This window comes from Nostoc sp. (assembly GCF_036917455.1).
In the GTDB taxonomy this organism is placed as follows: domain Bacteria; phylum Cyanobacteriota; class Cyanobacteriia; order Cyanobacteriales; family Nostocaceae; genus Nostoc.
In genome coordinates, this window is record NZ_JBALDK010000023.1 from 1 (window position 1) to 21,783 (window position 21,783).

A 21,783-nucleotide genomic window follows, 5' to 3' on the forward strand; every position below is an offset into this window, starting at 1 on the left:
GTGGGTAAGCAGGGGAGGCAGGGGATGCTCTTGAGGCAGGGGGGGAATCAAGAAATTAAGTGTATTTTGGACTATCTTGGCAGCAAAAATTACTACATATTTCTCTTTACTCCCCCTGCCTCCCCTACTCCCCCTTCCCCAAGTGCTCATTGGACGATGATCTCACTTTTTCGCGTTGCTCCCGTCATAGGGCTGCACCCCGCCTACAGTCAGAAACAGATTACGTGTCTCTTCCAAAGTTAAGCTAAATGTATCTCTGACTTTAAGAAGATTAAAATCACTGTATGCCATAGACTCATGCTCCAGTTTTATCTTAATTGTGCATGACTCACTCAGACCCATCATTTAACACGAAATTATAAATACCTAGAGAAAAGCCAGATACTTGTTCCAGTTCCCAGTACACAAATAATTCCCGCTAAACCAGCTAGGGGTTTTTTATTCTTACCTGTGAACCAGTCAGAGACAATACCAGTGTAAGTAATTAATTCTGCTGTATCTAGGGTTGCGATCGCCCATATCCATCCCGCATGTAGTCCCCAAGCTAAACCCAAATTGTTGCGATCGGCAAAACGTGCCAACACCAGCACCATTCCCATCAGCCACAATCCAGGGAGTTGGGGTGCGGTTTCACGTTGCTCCCAAACTAGATGTAGTAAGGCAAAAATCAAGCTAGAAATTGCTGCTGCTACCCAAACGGGATAATCCTGCGCTAATTCCGTGAATAGAAAACCCCGAAAAACTAATTCTTCTATGCCACCGACTAATAACGCTATCAAGAAAACTGGTAGCAAGATAGGTAGTAGTAACTTGAAATTCGTTTTTTCAAAAGAACACCAACCTAACCCAAATTGCCCACTAAATACAATAGCTAGGCTAACCACTCCCAAACAGAAACCTAGCGCTAAAGAACCAAGAGTTGAAAGATTTCCAATAAAGCCGTAATCAAAAAAAGATTTATTGGTAAACCAACTAACTCCCCACAGAATTGGGGGAGCTAATAGGTAAAGTGACACCAATAAAGGCATTTTTTGCTCTGGCTGCAAAGGTTTAGGGGGTTGCCAATTGAGCAATATTGCTGATATTGCGGCTACTGGCAACCAGCAAACTATCCAGAAAATAAAAAATACCATCACTATAACTAGTGCTGGTGCATTTTGCATAAATGCTAGTAAGGCATTGACCGAAGGCTCAAAAAAAGTTATCAAAAAAAACACGATAGACTTCTTGCACTATAGATTTCTTGCTGATTAATCAAGACTCTACTAAATTTGGTGAATTATGCAAGGGGTCTAATCGTATTTTTTATCTGAGACAAAATTTTTTCAATAGAGTTAGCAGTTTGCTGATGGTAAGGATAAGTTTCAAGTGATGATAACTTGTCCTTACCCCGACAGCAAATTTACTCTTCGTCTTCCAAATCTTCGTCAGATTCGTCAGAGTCTATATCTGCTGAGGTGAGTTTTTTATCACTTTCACCAAGTTGAATCAAGTGAATATGCTTGTATCCCAGCCTAATTTCAAACTCATCTCCTGACTTTAAGCCCATTGCTTTGGTATATGTAGCACCAATCACAATCTGACCATTTTGATGGACACTAACCCGGTATGTCGGTTCACGACCACGACCATCTTTAGGTGCTTCTGGACTTAGAGGAATTCCTCTAGCCGATAGCAAAGCGTCATAAAAATCTGTGAGATTGACACGAACCTGATTATTCTTAGTAACAGTGTAATAGCCGCACTGTTTGGCTCTTTCTCGGCGTGGTAAAGTGGAAAGTTCTTTTACTTTCGCAAGTAGTGCTTTTCCGGTTAATGGTGCGGTTGCAGTTTCAGTCATTATGCTCAAATTTTCCTTACTCTCTCCAAGCTGATAAACGATGTAGTCTCATGCCAGCATTTGACTTTTTAGCGTATGCATAGAGCTACTTAGGACTCTAATGTAACGGGTGAATCACTGCCGATAGGAGACAAAAGCACTTCATATTATGGTTGTCCACAACCAATTAGAGGTCATAGTTGCCATAGAAACTAATTTTGCTGATTTCACGGCACTTTTAACCATTATTCGCCATCAGAAATGAAATTATTTTCTCTTTTGGCGCTACTGTAGCGGTGTAACTTTCAGCCACCTTTACAAATGGGGTTGGTTCTACTCCAAATAAGTCGTAGACCCAATAAATTGCAGTTTTTTCACTTTTAGTGCTTGCCCTTCTGCTAATGAGCAGGTAGAATTTTCTCTACTTATCCTCTCAAGCTTAGGACAGCATAGTATTTCAATAGAGTCCTACGGGCTTATGCCCTTTTGTCCTGCCAGTAGAGACGCGAATTTTCTTGTCTCTACATTACGAATCAACAAAGCAGTAGTAGCCGCGCTGATACGGCTATTGATTCTGGTTTTGTGAGTTCGTAATTTTATATTAAATACTAGCATGGACTAATAATAGCAAAATAGTTGTTTAATTTTGAATTAAAATTGCTGGTAAATTTTTATTTAAATTTCTGGACTTAAAGGTTGGAAAAAGCCGTGACTATTTTTCTAAACCTTTATTGCATTATAAAAATTTATCTAATTTAGACGAGTAGTTTTGACCAATGAGTTAAATTCAAGATTTTCTTGATTGAGAGGAGGCAAAAATCTCAAAGTCCTGCCTATCCTGGATTCTCCGATGCGTGAGACTTTTATTTAAAAGTGGTGAGGATTTTTCCTCGGTTTATTACCGTAAGCTCAAAAGCAGTCAGAGTATTTTCTACGTCTGTCTATGGTAAGAATAAATCTCTTAACATCCGCCTAGCGCTTAATTGCCACTACTATATATTAAAGATGTGCTTTTCCACTTCTATATAATCAAAAAATTCTGTCAAGCGGTTGTCAAGGCGGAATTTCCCAGCTATGACTGCTTGGCTCAAGTTGATATGAAGAGGTGTTGCTAACCGGAAATGCATTTAATTTGCATACAAAGGCTAGAACAAAGAGAAACCTGAGTCCCTTTCTAAGTAAAGTCCCTTTCCTTTACATTCTCAAACGGCTAAATTCAATGTCAAGCAACCATTAGATTTTTGACGTTTTATCTCAAAAATTGACACAAATCTTGCCTAGAGCCTAGCTAAAAGTAAAATTTTAATGGTTATCCTTAAACTAGAATCAATTGCCTTTTAATCGTCAGTCTATTAACACCAGGCTTTGAATTGAGGGCAAAAAAAGTATAGCTCACTTTTCACAAATACCTGCCTTGACTCATGATTGTTAGGGCTGATGAAGTAATTTTAAAATTTTGGTTAGTGGTCATGGAAGTTATTTTTAAGGTCATTCGACAGCAACAAAATTCCTCCCCTGTTGTGCAAACCTACCTTGTAGAGGCAGAACCAGGTAATACAATCTTGGATTGTCTGAATCATATTAAGTGGGAGCAAGATGGAACGTTAGCATTTCGCAAAAATTGCCGTAATACCATTTGTGGTAGCTGTGCTGTGCGAATTAATGGGCGTTCGGCTTTAGCTTGCAAGGAAAATGTTGGTAGTGAACTTGCTAGATTACAACAAATACCATCATCTCAAAGTAAAGTAAATGCTATTGGTGAAATCACGATCGCGCCTCTCGGCAATATGCCCGTGATTAAAGATTTGGTTGTAGATATGAGCAGTTTCTGGAATAATTTAGAGGCAGTTGCTCCTTATGTGAGTACGGCAGCACGACAAGTACCAGAAAGAGAGTTTTTGCAAACACCACAAGAGCGATCGCGCCTCGATCAAACTGGTAACTGTATTATGTGCGGTGCTTGTTACTCTGAATGCAACGTCCGTGAAGTTAATCCAGACTTTGTTGGCCCCCATGCCCTTGCCAAAGCTTACCGGATGGTAGCAGACTCCCGCGATAGCGATACCGAAAATCGCTTAGAAAGCTACAACGAAGGGACTAAAGGCGTATGGGGTTGCACCCGTTGTTTATACTGCGATTCAGTTTGTCCAATGGAAGTTGCACCATTAGAACAAATCACCAAAGTTAAACAAGAAATTCTTACCCACAAAGAAGCTAGTGATAGTCGCTCAATTCGTCACCGAAGAGTATTGGTGGATTTAGTTAAACAAGGTGGTTGGATTGATGAACGTCAATTTGGTTTACAAGTAGTTGGTAATTATTTTCGAGATTTAAAAGGATTACTCAGTCTTGCACCCCTCGGTTTGCGGATGATTATCCGAGGTAAATTCCCCTTATCATTTGAACCTTCAGAAGGGACAGAACAAGTGCGATCGCTCATTGAATCTGTGCAACAAGTAGAAGGGAATAGGGAATAGGGAATAGGGAATTTGAGAGAAGTAAAAATACCTCTTTCCCCTCTGCTCCCTGCTCCCCTACCCTCTTCCCAGTCCCCAATCTCCATTCTTCAACGTGGTTCTTGAGGTATATTCAACGGCTGTCCATTCCGGTCATATACTAAAACATCCCATTGCCCGTTGTTACTGGACTCAAAAGCAATCCTACTACCATCAGCGCTAATTGTAGGGTTGCGGACTTCAGCTTGGAGGTTATTAGTCAAGTTTCGTGATTGGCGTGTTTCTCGGTCATAAAGAAAAATAGCCGATCGCCCCTGGCGGCTAGCCGCAAACACAATATAACGACCATCTTGTGAAACGCTAGGATGATTTGCGATCGCATCAAAGGAATTTAAACCTGGCAAATCAACCAAATCACGAGTCACCGTATCAAACATATAAACATCTTGGCTACCGCGCCGGTCAGTAATAAAAACAATGTATCTCCCAGAAATTTGGGGGTTTAATTCTGACGCTAAACTATTGAGACTCCGACCCCCCGGATCAAAGGGATAACTCAAAAGTCGAGGGTAGCCAAAACACCCAGTTAATAAACTTAAGCAGAAAAATACAGGTATAAATAAAACACGTTTCATATAATTTAGTCATTAGTCATCAGTCATTAGTTAATAGTCTCATAACTCCCAACTAATAACTCCTAATTCCTACGGTGGTGAACCTACGGTTGCACCGTTGGGAATATCTAACTCAATATTTGGCCCTCGGTCTAGGACTTCAATATCCCACTGACCACGGCTAGCGGTTTCAAAGACAATATAACGTCCATCTGGGCTGATATTTGGTTTTCTGATCCAGCCGCGATAGGTTGGTGTGACGATTTGCGACTGTTGCGTAGCGCGATCGTAAAGCGCCACCACCGCCCTACCTTGGTCGCTAGTAAGATAAGCAATATAACGCCCGGTATAGCTCAAGCTAGGACTTTCGGCAATAGTCTCTGCTCGGTTTATACCCGGTGTACCAATAAACTGTTGCCTCTCTAAATCGAAAACTAGCAGCTGCTGATTACCATTCCGATTAGATACAAACGCTAAAAAGCGCCCATTCCCACTCAAAGCAGGTTGCTCCTCGGTGTAGCGACTGTTGAGGGAAGTAGGCCCTATGGGAATATCGTTATAACTACAAGATGCAAGCAAACCTGTTAAACCAAAAACCAGGCTCCAATGAATTGGTCTTTGGAGCCAAAATGTAGGCGTAAATTTTTCCACCTCAACTGTTTTCCGTCGCCTCTAAACGTACTTCCACGCCAACTGTTTTAAACATCGTCATCAAAATCGGTCGAATTATCTAGCCCCTGATTTGGCTTTTCAATCGGGTTGTATGGTACATAATCAGTTGGGATCGCCTCATCATCCTCACGCGGTCTTCGAGAAGTTGAGTCAGTGGGTGAACGCCGCCTTCTTGGTCTGGGAGCAACATCATCTTCCCGGCTTTCTGGACGTTGAGAACCGTTATTATTACGGCGAGAAGGTTTTCTAACTTCCCCTCCCGAACTTTCCCAATCATCAACTTGCCTAGATGAAGAACCCCAATTTTCATCTTCAGAGCTTTCAGAAGGGCGATTCACAGGACGGCCAGAAGTCCGCCCCCGCGTTCTATCTGCTGGAGCCTGTCTTTCGCTACTTCTGCTGTTACGGCGTTCAGAACGACGGGGGGTTTGCTCCTCGGAATAGTCATCACGAGTTGAAATTCTATCCCTGCTACCCTGAATCCTGGCACGCACGGGGCGTTCCTCCTCGTCTTCATAAGGCAATGGATCTAAGTCTGCATCCATTTCAGCTTGATATTTTTTGCGATCGTTGTAGGAATAGCGATCGCTAACTGGTCGATCTTCATCCACAATTGGAGTGTTGCGCTTTGCTTGCTGGGTAGCTATACTCCGCAGACGAATACTTTCAACTGCAAAAAATACAGTTGTGCCAACTAAAAGCAGTTGACCAAATTGGAGAATTGGGTCTAACCGCCATCCTTGAAACACGAGAATGAAGCCGCAGAGCAAACCGACTGCCGCAAAAAATATATCTTGATCTCGTGACAATTCTGGACGCACAGTGCGGAGAAAATACAGTGCTGCCCCAGCTACAGCCAGGAAAATTCCTAGAATACTAGCTGAATTTGCCCCAAAATTTACCTGAGCTAGAAAACTGGCTGAGTTCAGCCCAAAATTTATCATTGCTGTTTTCCCAATATCAAATCTATGTTAGCGAGTCACCATTAAAATCACTACTCTAATTAGTCACGATAAATATTGAAGCTCCAAAGCCTCTGGCAAAGAAGCTCTGAAGCTGTTCACCGAAAAGTAAAAACACCTATGTATGTCATCTACAACTCCCACCAGTCGCAGTTTTCACTGCTTTTGTTGAAATAAATGTAGATAGCTGACAGACAATCGATTATGAGAGTTAAATTAACCTCATAAGCATTATGAGCGCTGAATTTTATCTTTTTGGCTAATGAAAATTAGACCAACTGTAACGGGTATTACAACAATTGCAGTACCCCATAGCAGACTCCAAAGAAAATTTGCTAAAGAAGGCGTCATACTTCTAAACCTTTTTTTACAGATTCGATCATTAATTTTAACTTATTCGGCGAAATTCCCCATCCCTCGTTACAGGATGGAGATAGATAGGCAAGTCTAAGATGCGGCATTCCTCTGTGAAGTTGGAAGCCCCACTTTCTGGCTTTGCTAGGGTGGAGTAGTTCACTAGTGTATTACTTTATTGAGAAGTCTCTAACTCTAACCTGCCAAACTTCGTAATTGCAGTGAGCGAATTTGCTTTTCTATTGCACATGGAAGTGGCGGCATTTGGTTAAAATAATGATGAGAGTGCATTTACAAAGCTTCAAATTTTGTGGCGATGTCTACGACGGGCTACGCCTACGCGAAACGCGGCTTGCCGTTCGCCTAAATTTTTCTTTACAGATAGATAGTACCTTAAACCGATGACTGGTGTTGACTTGACTGCTTGGATTCTTGGCCCTGTGTTAGGGGTAATGACATTTTTATTTATATTTCGGATCATTCTCACTTGGTATCCGCAAGTGAATCTGAATCGTTTGCCCTTTAATTTAATAGCTTGGCCTACCGAACCATTTTTAGTGCCATTACGAAAACTGGTACAACCTATAGGTGGAGTGGACATTACACCGATTATTTGGGTTGGTATTTTCAGCCTACTACGAGAAATATTACTAGGTCAGCAGGGATTGCTGACTATGGCATCTCGTGTAAATTAGGGAATTGGGAATTGGGAATTGAGAAAACTCTTCCCCAGTCCCCAGTCCCCAATCCCCTACCCGTTCATCTCCTGGACAAAATTTGTATAGACATTACCCTGCAAAAATTGTGGAGTTTCCATAATTCTTTGATGGAACCCGATAGTGGTGGGTAGCCCAGTGATGGCACATTCGCGGAGTGCGCGTTTCATGCGGTTAATAGCAGTAGCTCGATCTGGGCCCCAAACAATTAATTTGCCGATCAAGGAATCGTAATAAGGTGGGATTTGGTAATCTGTGTAGACATGAGAATCAATCCGAACACCAGGGCCTCCGGGGGGCAGATACCCACTAATCCGTCCTGGAGAGGGGCGAAAGTCATGATCTGGGTCTTCAGCGTTGATTCGGCATTCAATCGAATGACCCCGCAAAACTACTTGCTCTTGGGTAAGCTTGAGTCTTTCCCCTTGAGCAATCCGAATTTGTTCGGCAACTAAGTCTATTCCCGTAATCATTTCTGTTACAGGATGTTCCACTTGAATTCGGGTGTTCATTTCCATAAAGTAGAATTTACCCGATCTATCCAAGAGAAACTCGATAGTACCCGCCCCACTGTAATTAATAAATTGGGCAGCTTTGACAGCAGCTTGTCCCATTTTCTCACGTAGGTCTTGGTCGAGAGCGGGACTTGGTGCTTCTTCTAGTAGCTTTTGATTTCGGCGCTGAATTGAACAATCGCGTTCGCCTAAGTGGATGACATTACCGTAGTTATCCGCCAAAATTTGAAATTCGATGTGGCGGGGACGTTCAATAAATTTTTCGATGTAAACGCCAGAATTACCGAAAGCTGCTCCTGCTTCCCCTTGGGCTGCTAGGAAAAGTTTGACAAATTCATCTTCAGAACGAACTAGGCGCATACCCCGCCCACCGCCGCCGGCTGTGGCTTTGATCATCACTGGATAGCCGATATCTTTGGCGAATTTTAATCCTTCTTCCTCAGATTCTACTAACCCCTCAGTACCTGGCACTGTAGGGACTCCAGCTTTTTGCATGGTTTCTTTGGCAGTGGATTTATCGCCCATCAGCTTGATAGATTCTGGAGTTGGGCCGATAAAAGCAATATGATGGTCGGCACAGATTTCTGCAAACCGGGCATTTTCTGCCAAAAAACCATAGCCTGGATGAATTGCAGTCGCATTGCGCGTCAGGGCTGCGGCAATAATATTGGGAATATTCAAATAACTTTTACTGCTAGCTGGTTCGCCAATACAAACCGCTTCATCAGCAAGTTGGACGTGGAGAGCATTCCGGTCAACGGTGGAGTGAACCGCGACTGTGGCAATTCCCATTTCTTCACAGGCGCGGAGAATGCGAAGGGCGATTTCTCCCCGATTGGCAATTAATATTTTGTCAAACTTCATTTTTTAGTTTCGATATCATTACCAGTAGATTCACATTTTCCCCGATCCAACTTGAAACGACGCTTCCGCATTATTTAAAATTATCACAGGAGATTCGCCACCCTGACTCTAAGCAAATTCAAGATTGCAGGCTTGCTGCCTCTACAGGTTTTACTACACTAACAACATTACTGCTGTAAGTCTTGGCTAGCTTACCAAACTGGGTTTTTGCGATCGCGATCGCCACCAGAAAAGGCGGGTACGCGATCGCACCGCATCTCCCAAAGTCGCTCTACCCTTTTTAATATCACTTGTGCAGATGCTAAATTTCTGTCAGTCTGATACCGCCTTGAAGAAATTTATATTTTTGAGAAATATAACTTTAGATATCACCTTACTATAATTATTTTCTTATGCTATAGTCTATCTTTAGACAAGTCGTGCGGATGTGGCGGAATTGGTATACGCGCACGCTTGAGGTGCGTGTGGGCAATGCCCTTGCGAGTTCGAGTCTCGCCATCCGCATATTTTTGTTTGTCAAGGGTCAATAGTTAAGGGTCAAAAGACCTGAGACTATTGACCCTTAAATCTTGGTATAGCTCTGTTTTTTATGCTTTTATAGAGATACGTGAAGTTTTGTAAAAAGCATTGAGTATTAGTTTTACGCCGATAAATAACTTAAAACAGCCAGCAGGTTGGCATCGCCTCACTCCGATTTGGCAAGGAGGGGAGGAAGTAATTCAAAAAAGTTTACCTCACACTCAGCTAGCACCTGCTTGGCAGCTCATGCTTTTGGGTGATGGCTCTCCAACACGTCACTTAGAATTGCTTACAGGCGAGTCTGTAGAAGTAGATGTCATTGATATGTCATTGATTGGCATGGACTTGGATGCTGCACCTGATTTAATTCAAGCTGTCCCAGGGCCGCGACTACGGCGACAAGTTTGGCTGCGGACTGCTTCTGGTCAACGATTAGCTTATGCTACCTCGTGGTGGGAAGCTAGTCATGTAGATGAGTATTTGCAAAATCGTTCATTACCAATTTGGGCGAGTTTAGCTCGTCTCCGCACAGAGTTGTATAGGGATGTTCGAGGGATATATTATGGTGACTCATTGGCGCTAGAGTCTGGTTTTGGAGTAACTGGGCCTTTTTGGGGTCGCCATTACTTGTTTTGGCATCATGGACAGCCACTAACCCTAATTTATGAAGTTTTTTCGCCTTATTTAACTAAATATTTGGGGGCTATGCAATTAAATTCCCAAAATCAGTAAAAGCCTGCGATCGCTACTGAGCAATACAATGAAGTTATCAAAGGAAGGTTGAATATTGTAGCGATCGCATCTGGTAGCAGATTTCCCAATATGAACCATGATTCAACTTAAAACCCAACTGACCCTCGAAGAATTTCTTGGACTTCCCGAAGAAGATATCACCTACGAACTCATTGATGGAGAAGCTGTTCCTAAATTCAAAAATGATGAGATGGCACCAAAATTTTTTCATAGTTCGATAACAGGTGCATTATTTATACTATTGTCTGCATGGGCGCAAGGAAAGGGGCGGGTTGTAATTGAATGGGCAATTAAGCTAACACGAAATCAACAAGACTGGGTTCCTGTACCAGATTTGACTTATATTTCTTATAGCCGTCTTTCTGCTAATTGGTTGCAAGATGAGGCTTGTCCTGTTGTACCTGAATTAGTCATTGAAATTCTCTCTCCCGGTCAAACTTTTGGAGAAATGATAGAAAAAGCCATTGATTATTTAAAAGCTAAAGTTCAACGAGTTTGGATTATTGATCCTAGAGCAAAAACTATTACTATTTTTTATTCTGATATTCTCCCTCAAACCAAACGCGGTACTGATAGTTTAGAAGATTCATTATTTGAAGGGCTACAAATTACACCTCAAGAAATCTTCCAACAAGCAAGAATTTCCTACTGAATTTTAGCAATAAAGGCACGAGGAAAGATTTAATGAATACTGTTGTACTAAATCTAGAACCGATTGCTCATTTAAGCGATGAGCAATTTTATCAATTGTGTATTGCCAATCGGGATTTAAGCCTAGAAATGAATGCATGCGGGGAATTAATAATTATGCCACCAGTAGGAGGAGAAAGCGGAAATAAAGAGGCTGGACTAATCGCTGATTTAGAAATTTGGAATCGTCAAGCTAAATTAGGGAAAGTTTTTAGTTCTTCAACTATCTTTATACTTCCCAACGGTGCAAAACGTTCACCTGATGCTGCTTGGGTAAAATTGGAGCGGTGGGAAGCTTTAACACCAGAACAAAGAAAAAAATTCCCGCCACTTGTACCTGACTTTTTAATTGAACTACGTTCAGAGACAGATCGGCTGGCATCAATTCAAGAAAAAATGCAGGAATACATTAAAAATGGTCTGCGTTTAGGTTGGCTGATTAATCCTCAAGATCGTCAAGTTGAAATTTATCGACTTTTGAAAGCTGTAGAAGTTGTGCAAATGCCAGCGATTATTTCTGGAGAAGATATATTACCTGGATTTGAGTTGCAAGTATAAGTAGGCGGTAAAGCTTTGTTACAGCGTTGAAACAAAAAATACTGTACTTTTAATGTGGTGCGATCGCGTACCCACCCTTTCCAGTGGCGATCGCTACTGAGCAAAACCAAGTAGCTGAAATTGACTTGCAGCTTTGTCCAGTTAGTTATATTTTCTAATTGCTTGGAATCACAGATTTACTTGCCGAAATTTTCCTACTGAGACATTAATCTTAAGGAAACGCCCTACGAAATTCAACAAAGCGTGTTAAAAATGGTAACTGAGTCAAAAACACAGCTTTTGAAAGACTAAGGAAAGTTGATTACTAAAGTATCATCAGCATCTAGGGTGGAAAAATTTCATATAATTAGCTGCCCTAAAGAATGGTTAAACCTGTTTGTATATTTGACTAATCAAGCAAGTAATAAGTTTGCAAGTATAAGGTATAGGTTTCAATGGCACCGCCTCTTGTGTCTGTTCCAATGAAGAAAAATAATAAACCCTCTCTGGTGCTGACGCTCTCGGCTGCTGGGCTATTGATTGGTGCAGGGAGTGTCGCATACTGGTTGTTAGGCCAGAGACAAATCTCTTCCAGTGATTTGCTCGTAGGTGCAAATATTATTCCTGGTGATGCCCTGTTTGCGGTTTCTCTGACAACAGATCCCCAGCAGTGGCAGAAATTGCGGCAGTTTGGGACAAAAGAAACCCAAGCAGAATTGGACAAAAATTTAGTAGAGTTGCGCGATCGCTTTCTCACTAATAATGGTTATGACTTCCAGAAAGATATCGCTCCTTGGGTAGGCAATGACGTTACAATCGCAATTCTTGCCCCAGCAACAGCGAGTAAAGCTGCACCTAAACCAGTTACCACCAATGAAGATGCTGCTAGCGATCAGCAGTCGATGGTGATGGTATTACCAGTGAAAAACCCAGAAATCGCCAAAAACATTTTGGCACAACCCAAAACCCTGAAACAAGGCAAATGGATTGACCGGATTTATCAAGGGATCGCTATTAAACAAAGTGAGGGCCAAGCAGGAGAAAACTTCTCAGCAGCATTACTAGGTGAGCGTTTTTTAGTCATAACTGATAGTCCCAAAGCCACAGAACGAGCGATCGATGCCTACAAAAATCAAACATCCCTAGCGACAACAGGGGGCTTTGCTGAGAATTTTCCAAAAATTGCTAACGATCAACCCTTCAGCCAGTTTTACATAAATGTGCCAACAGCAGCTAAAATAGCCGCAGCTTCTCCAAACCGCCCAATACCAGCTCAAGTTTTGGCTCAACTGCAAAATAACCAAGGTTTAGCGGGGACAATGACTTTAGAGGCAGAAGGAATCCGCTTTAAGGGCGTTTCTTGGTTAAACCCTAATAGTCAACGAGTGCTAGCTGTGGAAAACAACGCGGGAAAAATGCAAAGCCGCGTACCAGCAGAAACCTTAATGATGCTTTCGGGAGGAAACTTACAGAGGTTGTGGGGAGATTACGTTTTAACATCTCAGGGAAATCCCCTCTCACCGATCGCACCAGAACAACTCAGAGGTGGTATAAAATCTCTTACCACTCTCGATTTAGATAAGGATTTGCTCAGTTGGATGAAAGGCGAGTTTTCTTTATCAGTGATTCCTAGTAGTCCAAAAGAAGGTTCACCAGACAATTTTCGTTCGGGTTTAGTGTTTATGGTACAAGGCAGCGATCGTAATTCAGCCGAAGCATCCATAAAACAGCTAGATGATGTGATGAGAAATCAATACCAGTTCCAAGTTCAACCTGCAAAAGTTGCAGGACAACCCGTTGTTAATTGGGTTTCACCTTATGGTACATTAACTGCCACCCACGGCTGGTTAGATGGAAATGTAGCCTTTCTAGTAGTGGGCGCTCCTATCACTGATAAGATTGTTCCCAAACCCAACAACACACTATCTAGCACGATCCCCTTCCAACAAACAGTTCCTACAGAACCAAATCCGACAAATGGTCAATTTTTCCTGGATGTGGAACGAACGGTGAAAAATTTCCCTTTACCAACTCTAATTTCCAATCAACAAACTTTGCTTGATGCAACGCGCTCAATTGGGATGACATCCGCCGTCAGCGACAGTCGTAGTAATCTTTACGATATTTTTATAACACTCAAAAAAGTTAGTAACACGACTCCCTTGCCTAGTCCAGAAAGCAATAAAAGCAACTCTTCTAAATAAGAAAGCAGGGGGCAGGGAGCAGGGGACAGGGGACAGGGGAAAAAACCAATTCCCAATTCCCAATTCCCCTGTTTCATTACCCTGTAAACATATAGGATCAGAACAGTCAGAATCCATATTTGAAATCATCCACGGAGAGAAGACTTTATGAATCTGGTTGTACTCCAGAACTGGCTGGACAATGCCTCCTTTGCCATATTATTCCTGACAATGTTGGTGTATTGGGGAGGAGCGGCTTTTCCGAATCTGCCTTATCTAGCCGCTTTGGGGACAGCTGGGATGGCGATCGCTAATTTGTGCATGGCGACTCTACTAGGGGCAAGATGGATAGAAGCTGGTTACTTTCCCCTAAGTAATCTCTATGAATCCCTATTTTTCTTAACTTGGGGAATTACCACCGTCCATCTAATTGCTGAAAGTAGTAGCCGTAGCCGCTTAGTAGGAGTTGTTACATCTCCGGTAGCAATGTTGATTGCTGCTTTTGCGACGATGACATTACCATCCCAGATGCAAGCGTCAGAACCCTTAGTACCTGCATTGAAGTCAAATTGGCTGATGATGCATGTCAGCGTCATGATGTTGAGTTATTCTGCTTTGATGGTGGGTGCTTTATTAGCGATCGCTTTTCTAATTGTTACTCGCGGTCAAAACATCCAACTACAAGGCAGTTCTGTAGGTACTGGTGGCTATCGCAGCAACGGCTACCGCTTGCACAAAGCATCTGAACTAATTGCTCAACCACCAGCCTCTTCTGCCGAAAATAACGGCTTTGCTCGTTTTGAAAGTAGTAGCAACGGCAACGCTAACACTGCTGTTTTGAATCTAGTAACTACCTCTGAACCTCAAACTGTAGCATCTTCTGAACCCCTTTCGCCCCAACGCCTTAGCCTTGCCGAAACCCTCGATAACATCAGCTATCGCATCATCGGACTCGGATTTCCTTTATTGACAATTGGCATCATTGCTGGTGGGGTTTGGGCTAACGAAGCTTGGGGTTCCTACTGGAGTTGGGATCCTAAAGAAACTTGGGCATTAATCACTTGGTTGGTGTTCGCCGCCTACCTCCACGCCCGAATAACTCGCGGTTGGCAAGGCCGTAGTCCCGCCATCTTAGCCTCCACTGGTTTTGTTGTTGTTTGGATTTGCTATCTTGGTGTGAATCTTTTGGGTAAAGGTTTGCACTCTTACGGCTGGTTTTTTTAATAACCTCACCCTTTATCCCCCTCTGTTGACGGAGAGGGATAAAGGAGCAGATTTAAAATTACTATTATCTCTTGGGAATTATTTCGGATGAACTGTTATATCACTGGAAAATATAGATTTAGTGATAGGACATTTTTATGGAAGATGGATTTGAGAGACTAAATCACGATGAAGTTGTGTCTATAGAACCAGACACCTTTAATAAATTAGATATTGCTAAAACTTTTAAAGTCCGTGATTTTATTACCGCAATTAAGGAATATATTGGAGCAGAAGAAACAGATGAAGTAAATTTGTATACCCAAGGATTAGATTGTGAAGTTTTGCAATTTAGTACTCAAGGATGGAAAAAAGGAAAAGTTAGACTTGCTTTAGAATTTTGTCCTGATGAATCGGAATCACCACTAGATGAGATTTTTGAAAAGCTTAAACAAATAGAAAAATAAAATTGTTTGTAATTGATAATTTAATTATCAATTACAAACAGTTCTAAGCCTTTTGTAGCAGGTTAAGAATATGGTTCAGACTCCAGTCAAAAAACTAACTTTTGAAGAGTTTTTAGAGCAATACCCTGATGGTTATGGCATTTATGAACTGTTAAATGGAGAGATTATACAAGTGGAGGCAACTAGAGCGCATAAGAATGTGGCAAGATATTTAATGCTTGCCTTCAATGATGAAATTAGACGTTTGGAACTTGATTATATTGCCAACAAAGATGTAATTGTAAAAACGTTTACTGATGTTGGAGAAGAGCTAGGTAGAAATCCAGATGTGAGCGTGGTTAGTGCATCACAATGGAACAGCAATGTTCTAGCTTACGGGGCACTGATTGAGCCAATTCAACTTGCTGTAGAAGTTACTTCAACAAACTGGGATGATGATTACGTTGACAAATTAGATGAGTATCAGAGGCTAGGTATCTCTGAGTTTTGGATTGTGGATTATTTAGCAATTGCTAGTCGCGCTTATCTCGGTAATCCCAAACTCCCCACGGTTTTTGTTTATCAATTGGTTAAAGGTAAATACCAAATCCAAAAGTTTACGGGTAATGACCGTATCCTCTCTACTACTTTCCCGGAACTAGAACTAACTGTCAAACAAGTTGTAGCCGCAAGTCAAATTCAAAAACTATGAGGAGTTACAATTAATTTGTCTCTCTTGGGAACTATAAATTTAGTTACAGGAGCAAGATTTATGAATGATGAATGGGAACCTCTAAATCCTGAAAAGGATGTTGTGCATTTTCACCAAGAACCATTTGAAAATCTACCCCGCACTCAAATAATCTTTCAGCTTTTAAAAGAAATAAAAAGATTTTGGGAAAAACACCATACATCATCAGGTTCAAGAATATTTGACGAAGGATTTGAATGTTATGTTTTAATGCCTGGTAAACAATGGCGGACAGGCAAAATTAGAGTCCGCTTAGAATTTTGCCCTGATGAAGTTGAAATTGAAGTAAAACAAGAAAATAATCGTTTAGATATCAATCAAAAAAGCTCTCCCTTGGACGATCTTCGCCAGCAACTTAACCAAGGTGAAAATTAATACCCAAATCATAACTGTCGATGCACATGATATAAGAGACAATTATCTGTGTCCGTCGGCGGTAAAAAACCAAAATGGTATGGACTCCCTTACACGCAAAAATCCATCGCACAATGCGATCGCGCCACTTATTTGAGCGCAACCAGCGTCTATTAATCGCTGTCTCCGGCGGACAAGATTCTCTGTGTTTAATAAAATTACTTTTAGATTTACAATCCAAATGGGGATGGAATTTAGGTATTGCTCACTGCGATCATCGCTGGCGTTCTGACTCCCAAGCTAATGCTCGTCACGTCGAAAATTTAGCTAAAACTTGGGATACATCCTTTTATTTAGAAACAGCGAAGGAATCTATAAATAGTGAAGCTGCTGCACGCGATTGGCGCTATCAAGCTTTAAGTGCGATCGCTCAGGCAAATAATTATCAGTATATAGTTACAGGTCACACCGCTAGCGATCGCGCCGAAACTCTCCTCTACAATTTAATTCGCGGTACTGGTGCTGATGGCTTACAAGCCCTGACTTGGCAACGTCCTCTAAATACAGGCATTATGCTAGTGCGTCCACTTTTAGAAGTTACTCGAATACAAACAGAGCAATTTTGTCAAGAGTTTAACTTACCAATTTGGGAAGATTCCACCAATCAAGATTTGCAATATGCCCGCAACCGGATTCGCCAAGAATTAATACCATATTTACGGGAAAATTTCAATCCCCAAGTAGAATCAGCTTTAGCGCAAACAGCAGAACTTCTCCAAGCAGAAGTGGAATATTTAGAAAAAGGTGCCCAGCAGTTGCGCGAAAAGGCTTTGGGTATAGGGGATGAAGAAGATTTGCTTACTCCTATTCTTCCCTTGAGGTTAAATCGTCGGGTATTGCAGAAAGCACCATTGGCGCTGCAACGTCGGGTGATGCGTCAGGTGTTGCAGCAAATACTTACTGATGCACCTAGTTTTGAACACATCGAAAAATTAACGGCTCTAATTATAGCGCCAAATCGATCGCAAACCGATCCATTTCCTGGGGGTGCGATCGCTCAAGTCGAAGGTGACTGGATTTATTTAAAATAGTTAAGAGGGACGTATTTGCGCCCCTCTTAACTCAGCACTCTTTATGACGCTAATAATTCTGGCTGAGGAATTAAACTCTGGATAGTTTGTCGCAACTGGGCGATCGCTTGGACTTGGCGATCGCCAGTTTCCTGGAATTGATCCAAAGATTCTGCAATTCCTTGCAGCTTTTGCCGTAATCCATCCAAGGAATCCTGAATTGGTTGTAGTGTTTCCTGATAAAGATTCACCCGACCAGAATATTCGGCAGTTGTTCTTCGTAGAGATAGCAAATTTTCTTCGATCGCTTTCAGTTCTTGACGCTTTTCATCCAAATCGTGAGTTTGATTGTCAATCATTCCTTGATTTAGCTCAATACCAGAACGGATCTGATCGATTTCACGTTCCAGCTTTTGGATTTCCTGCGAATATTGTTGTCTCTGGGTTTCAATTTGTAACAGAATCGGTTCCAAATTAACTTTATTACCCTCTTCTTCCTCAACAACAGGATGTCCTTGTCGCCGTAGTAATACAGCTTGGTGTTGCTTAAGAAACTTCTGATGCTGTAACATATTGCGGCGTTGTCCCACCAAACTGGAATTTAGCATCTGATAGAGGTCTTTTTCATCCGTTAATTCCAGTTCCAAATTGATGTGGTCATTGTCAGATGCTTGGCTTAATTTATTTTGCAGTTCTTCTATAGCTTCTTGTTTATATGTCAGTTCTTGTTCTTGATCGTGAACAAAGCTAGCATCTATTTGCAGCTTATGCTGCAAGTCTTGGACTATTTTTTGTAGTTCTTCTAAAGACATTTTATCCAAAGCTTCAATATTAGCTTGCTGGCCGAGAACTACATCACCAGATGTTGCAGCCAAAGAGTGAATTTGTTGATATAACTCTTCCGCGTTTCTTAACTGATCTTTGATTATCCGCGCATACTCTTGCTTGCTGCTAAGGTCTGCTGTATTTATCTGCAATTGGGCTGTTTGCTGAACTAGAATATTTTGTGCTTCTTGCAATGCGTTTTGGCGATCGCTAAATGTTTGTGACAACCGTTCCACTTCTGCTTGCTGTTGTGCGATCGTAGTTTTTTGCTCTTCTAGTTTTTGCCAGTGCGGGGTAAGAGTTGCTTGCTGCTTTTCCACCAATTCAAAGGCTAGATGCAGGTGTTCCCTAACTGTTTCCGTGGGAGCAACACGACTAGATAAGCGATCGAGTAACTCACTCATTACCCGACTTTGCTCCTCATCCAAAACCGTCCCCTGCTTAAAATCTGCTTGATGTTCCTCTAGACGGCGCTGCTCACCCCGCAAATGTTCCCAAGCGCCTTCCAATTCTAGGCGGTTGCGTTCAACTTCTGTTTGTAACCGTTCAATTTCTTGGCGGGATGTGTCAACTTCTTGTTTTTGCTCCTCCAGTTGTTGCAACTCCTCTTCCATATTTTGCAACTGTTCTGAGCGTACTTCCATGTCCATTTCACGGCGATTCAACTCTTGCGCCTGAAACGTCAGCGATTGCTTCCACTGATCGATTTCATCTTCTTTGAGCTTAAATTTCTCCAATTGGCGGGAAAAATTCTGCAAAATATTGACTAGTGGCCGCCCTGCTTCTTGAATTCGCTGCACTTGACGATTTGGATTCAGTTCAACCAGTACCAAAGCGCCATCATTTAATTTGCTTGCGTCCTCAGCAGCAATTACTTCTTCCGACACAGTATTCCAATTCTGGTCAGTTCGCTGACAAGCTAGCAGTTTAAGTTCAGTTTTGCCACCGCCACTGAGTAAACCACCTTTCTGTTTTTGTACTTCTGCTAAATACAGCACACCGTTAGTCCTTTATTGATGCACTTAAAGTTCATTTTTTGGGATATTCCTTAAATAATTCTGTTAACTTGTCTCACTGAAGCCAAGTTTAGGAGAACAAGACAGACAAAACTATAGACGCGATATATTACGTCTTGATACTTATAAAAGCGAGTGGATCGCGCCTTTATATTTTGTACTGATGACAGTGATGATGACTTCCGTGTTAACACTAGCTTTGTCAAACTAGATTACGAAAAATTAAGGGTTCTAGCCGAATCTATAGCAGTTCTCATACCCATGCGGGTTCGCCTTTGGGTTTCTCGCAGAGTCGCCGCTACCCGTCTATGGATACAACAAGGCGATCGGGGTAAACCCGGATTTATCACCACATCTCGATTAAGCCTGTGCTTGAGCAAGGGAGCAGGGGAGCAGGGGAGCAGAAGAGAGTTCAAATACCAAGTTCTTTCCCCTCTGCTCCTCTGCCCCTCTGCCCCTCCGCTCCTCCGCCCCTCCGCTCCTCCGCCCCTCCGCCCCTCCGCCCCTCTGCCCATCCTTCCCCTTAAGCTTGTGAGAAATGCCGGTAAAGCAAATTACTCATCCGTATTCCCTAATAGCAATAAGAAAAAGGGTAAAAATCTTTTCAATACTCCATAATTAATACTTAAACTGCTTACTCAAAAAATGGAAAAATTGCGGGACACAATTAATCAATAAAAGGAGTACTTTTTAGGTAAATGCAGGGAAATTTAAGTGAAATTGATATTTGCAGTATCCTGCAATTGATTGAGTTGGGACAGCGAACTGGCCAACTATGGGTAGAAGCTCAAAGCTCTCACCATAACAACAAGCTGAGTGGAGAGGTAGCAAGCATTTATCGCCCCAAACAACAGTCTTGGTTCGTCTTTTTCCTCAATGGTCAAATTATCTATTGCCAAGAAGGTGAGAGTAGTTTATCCAGAATTAACGATTATTTACGTCATTATCGAGTCGATATGCGACTCACCGACAAACAAATTGCCTCTCTACCATCAAGCGACTCACCAGAGTATGCCTATCTGTGGGCACTTTTGGAGCGGAATATTATCAACCCCAAGATAGCTGGTAGTATCATTCACGGCTTGGTGCATGAAACTCTCTTCGATCTGCTGAGTTTACACCAAGGAAACTTCATTTTTCATCAGGGTGCGGCACTTGCCCCACAATTAAACACTTTCGAGATTGCTCCATTTGTTACAAAAATTACAAAGCAGGTGCAAGAGTGGAAAGAACTCTATCCACACATTCAGTCTCCCGAACAATTACCAGTGCTATCTGACAAAGTTCAGCTACAATCCTCGCTACCAGAAGCAACTGTGGATAAATTACAACATTGGGCTGATGGTAAAACATCGTTGCGTCAACTGGCTCGTTATCTCAACCGAGACATTTTGACAGTTGCTAAGGCAATATATCCCTATGTACAACAGAGTTGGCTACAACTAGTATATTCAGTCACGGCTAAATCAGATACCCACACTGATAGCGGGGAAGTGAAGGGAAAACGCAGGGGGCGGATAGTATGTATTGACGATGCGATCGCCATCGGTGAGACTATAAATTCGATCTTACAACCACAAGGCTATGAAGCGATCGCTCTCACCAATCCCTTAGAGGCACTGAGTCTGGTTTTTCAACTCAAACCAGATTTAATTTTATGCGATATCGCCATGTCGGAATTGGAGGGGTACGAGGTTTGCGCCATGCTGCGACATTCCACAGCATTTCGGCTCACACCGATTATTATGCTCACTGGTAAAGATGGATTTATCGATCGAGTCAAAGCTAGGATGGTCGGGGCTACAGATTATTTAACAAAACCATTTACAGACACTGAATTACTCATGCTCGTAGAGAAATATCTCAAAATAGAATCCTATGAAAATGGAGAGTAAGGACTGAGTAAAAACATAAACTTGTTGATCTACTAAAAGATCCGTTAAAAGATGTTATCACAGAGTCAGCCAACTTAATGAAACCTCAGTATCCAGGAAAATAGTGAGAACATACAATTAATTTATACAGTTAATACTTGCGGAGGAGTCAGGGAATGTTCCAAATAGGAACGTTTACATCAGGAGGTAAATAGACATTTATGAGTACAGTTCTGATTGTAGAAGACAGTATCGCACAAAGGGAGATGATTACAGACCTCCTGAAAGCAACTGGACTAACAGTTACCCATGCTAGTGATGGATTAGAAGCATTGGAGGCAATTCAAATAGCACCTCCCGATTTAGTGGTGTTGGATATTGTTATGCCCCGGATGAACGGCTACGAAGTTTGTCGGCGGTTAAAATCCGATCCAAAAACCCAAAATGTCCCTGTGGTGATGTGTTCTTCCAAAGGCGAAGAATTCGATCGCTATTGGGGCATGAAGCAGGGTGCAGATGCCTACATAGCCAAACCGTTTCAACCAACCGAGTTGGTAGGAACAGTCAAACAACTGCTGCGAGGATAAGGA

At 42.0% G+C, this 21,783-nt stretch carries 21 protein-coding genes and 1 tRNA gene; 14 read left to right on the forward strand and 8 right to left on the reverse strand.

Annotated features, from left to right (window positions below):
- Positions 1-356: 356 nt before the first annotated feature.
- The gene (locus V7K42_RS02515; RefSeq protein WP_334913272.1) at positions 357-1,163 is read right to left on the reverse strand and encodes a CPBP family intramembrane glutamic endopeptidase; all 807 of its coding nucleotides are present in this window, start codon (positions 1,161-1,163) and stop codon (positions 357-359) included.
- Positions 1,164-1,402: 239 nt separating this feature from the next.
- On the reverse strand, positions 1,403-1,840 hold the full coding sequence (locus V7K42_RS02520; RefSeq protein ID WP_334913239.1) for an AbrB family transcriptional regulator: 438 nt from the start codon (positions 1,838-1,840) through the stop codon (positions 1,403-1,405).
- 1,448 nt (positions 1,841-3,288) lie between these two features.
- Here V7K42_RS02520 and V7K42_RS02525 point away from each other — a divergent pair.
- Positions 3,289-4,296 carry a succinate dehydrogenase/fumarate reductase iron-sulfur subunit gene (locus tag V7K42_RS02525; protein ID WP_334913241.1) on the forward strand — a complete coding sequence of 336 codons (1,008 nt, stop codon included), beginning with the start codon at positions 3,289-3,291 and terminating at the stop codon, positions 4,294-4,296.
- 89 nt (positions 4,297-4,385) lie between these two features.
- Here the strand turns inward: V7K42_RS02525 and V7K42_RS02530 are convergent, their stop codons facing one another.
- The 4 genes from V7K42_RS02530 to psbX all read right to left on the reverse strand — a co-directional run bounded on the left by V7K42_RS02530 (position 4,386) and on the right by psbX (position 6,874).
- On the reverse strand, positions 4,386-4,910 hold the full coding sequence (locus tag V7K42_RS02530) for a TolB family protein (protein ID WP_334888587.1): 525 nt from the start codon (positions 4,908-4,910) through the stop codon (positions 4,386-4,388).
- Positions 4,911-4,979: 69 nt separating this feature from the next.
- The gene (locus V7K42_RS02535; RefSeq protein ID WP_094341550.1) at positions 4,980-5,540 is read right to left on the reverse strand and encodes a TolB family protein; all 561 of its coding nucleotides are present in this window, start codon (positions 5,538-5,540) and stop codon (positions 4,980-4,982) included.
- A 47-nt stretch (positions 5,541-5,587) separates the two neighbouring features.
- A complete protein-coding gene (locus tag V7K42_RS02540; protein WP_334913243.1) occupies positions 5,588-6,505 on the reverse strand; it encodes a Ycf66 family protein in 918 nt (305 codons plus the stop codon).
- A 249-nt stretch (positions 6,506-6,754) separates the two neighbouring features.
- Positions 6,755-6,874 (reverse strand): photosystem II reaction center X protein, encoded by a 120-nt coding sequence (gene psbX / locus V7K42_RS02545; RefSeq protein WP_012412183.1) that lies wholly within the window; start codon positions 6,872-6,874, stop codon positions 6,755-6,757.
- Positions 6,875-7,278: 404 nt separating this feature from the next.
- Here psbX and V7K42_RS02550 point away from each other — a divergent pair, with 404 nt between their 5' ends.
- Complete coding sequence (locus V7K42_RS02550) at positions 7,279-7,572, forward strand: YggT family protein (protein ID WP_094341548.1); 294 nt, start codon at positions 7,279-7,281, stop codon at positions 7,570-7,572.
- 56 nt (positions 7,573-7,628) lie between these two features.
- Here the strand turns inward: V7K42_RS02550 and accC are convergent, their stop codons facing one another.
- Positions 7,629-8,972 carry an acetyl-CoA carboxylase biotin carboxylase subunit gene (gene accC, locus V7K42_RS02555; RefSeq protein ID WP_334913245.1) on the reverse strand — a complete coding sequence of 448 codons (1,344 nt, stop codon included), beginning with the start codon at positions 8,970-8,972 and terminating at the stop codon, positions 7,629-7,631.
- 421 nt (positions 8,973-9,393) lie between these two features.
- Between accC and V7K42_RS02560 the strand changes: the two genes are divergently transcribed.
- The 10 genes from V7K42_RS02560 to tilS all read left to right on the forward strand — a co-directional run bounded on the left by V7K42_RS02560 (position 9,394) and on the right by tilS (position 17,499).
- A tRNA-Leu gene (locus tag V7K42_RS02560) sits at positions 9,394-9,476 on the forward strand.
- 123 nt (positions 9,477-9,599) lie between these two features.
- Positions 9,600-10,223 carry a chorismate lyase gene (locus V7K42_RS02565; protein WP_334913247.1) on the forward strand — a complete coding sequence of 208 codons (624 nt, stop codon included), beginning with the start codon at positions 9,600-9,602 and terminating at the stop codon, positions 10,221-10,223.
- 97 nt (positions 10,224-10,320) lie between these two features.
- The gene (locus tag V7K42_RS02570) at positions 10,321-10,896 is read left to right on the forward strand and encodes a Uma2 family endonuclease (RefSeq protein WP_334913249.1); all 576 of its coding nucleotides are present in this window, start codon (positions 10,321-10,323) and stop codon (positions 10,894-10,896) included.
- 32 nt (positions 10,897-10,928) lie between these two features.
- A complete protein-coding gene (locus tag V7K42_RS02575) occupies positions 10,929-11,492 on the forward strand; it encodes a Uma2 family endonuclease (protein ID WP_334913251.1) in 564 nt (187 codons plus the stop codon).
- Positions 11,493-11,926: 434 nt separating this feature from the next.
- A complete protein-coding gene (locus V7K42_RS02580) occupies positions 11,927-13,675 on the forward strand; it encodes a DUF3352 domain-containing protein (protein ID WP_334913253.1) in 1,749 nt (582 codons plus the stop codon).
- A 147-nt stretch (positions 13,676-13,822) separates the two neighbouring features.
- Positions 13,823-14,878, forward strand: a complete 1,056-nt coding sequence (gene ccsB / locus V7K42_RS02585; protein WP_334913255.1) for a c-type cytochrome biogenesis protein CcsB — start codon at positions 13,823-13,825, stop codon at positions 14,876-14,878.
- 137 nt (positions 14,879-15,015) lie between these two features.
- Positions 15,016-15,324: a KGK domain-containing protein gene (locus tag V7K42_RS02590; RefSeq protein WP_334913256.1), complete on the forward strand. Its 309-nt coding sequence runs from the start codon at positions 15,016-15,018 to the stop codon at positions 15,322-15,324.
- 70 nt (positions 15,325-15,394) lie between these two features.
- Complete coding sequence (locus V7K42_RS02595; RefSeq protein ID WP_334913258.1) at positions 15,395-16,015, forward strand: Uma2 family endonuclease; 621 nt, start codon at positions 15,395-15,397, stop codon at positions 16,013-16,015.
- 60 nt (positions 16,016-16,075) lie between these two features.
- A complete protein-coding gene (locus V7K42_RS02600; protein ID WP_334913260.1) occupies positions 16,076-16,429 on the forward strand; it encodes a KGK domain-containing protein in 354 nt (117 codons plus the stop codon).
- Between the two features lie 74 nt (positions 16,430-16,503).
- Positions 16,504-17,499 (forward strand): tRNA lysidine(34) synthetase TilS, encoded by a 996-nt coding sequence (tilS, locus tag V7K42_RS02605; protein ID WP_334913262.1) that lies wholly within the window; start codon positions 16,504-16,506, stop codon positions 17,497-17,499.
- A 41-nt stretch (positions 17,500-17,540) separates the two neighbouring features.
- Here the strand turns inward: tilS and hmpF are convergent, their stop codons facing one another.
- On the reverse strand, positions 17,541-19,301 hold the full coding sequence (gene hmpF, locus V7K42_RS02610; protein WP_334913264.1) for a pilus motility taxis protein HmpF: 1,761 nt from the start codon (positions 19,299-19,301) through the stop codon (positions 17,541-17,543).
- A 716-nt stretch (positions 19,302-20,017) separates the two neighbouring features.
- Here hmpF and V7K42_RS02615 point away from each other — a divergent pair.
- Both V7K42_RS02615 and V7K42_RS02620 read left to right on the forward strand, forming a co-directional pair.
- Positions 20,018-21,214 carry a response regulator gene (locus tag V7K42_RS02615; RefSeq protein ID WP_334913266.1) on the forward strand — a complete coding sequence of 399 codons (1,197 nt, stop codon included), beginning with the start codon at positions 20,018-20,020 and terminating at the stop codon, positions 21,212-21,214.
- Positions 21,215-21,414: 200 nt separating this feature from the next.
- On the forward strand, positions 21,415-21,780 hold the full coding sequence (locus tag V7K42_RS02620) for a response regulator transcription factor (protein ID WP_069073698.1): 366 nt from the start codon (positions 21,415-21,417) through the stop codon (positions 21,778-21,780).
- Positions 21,781-21,783: the final 3 nt, after the last annotated feature.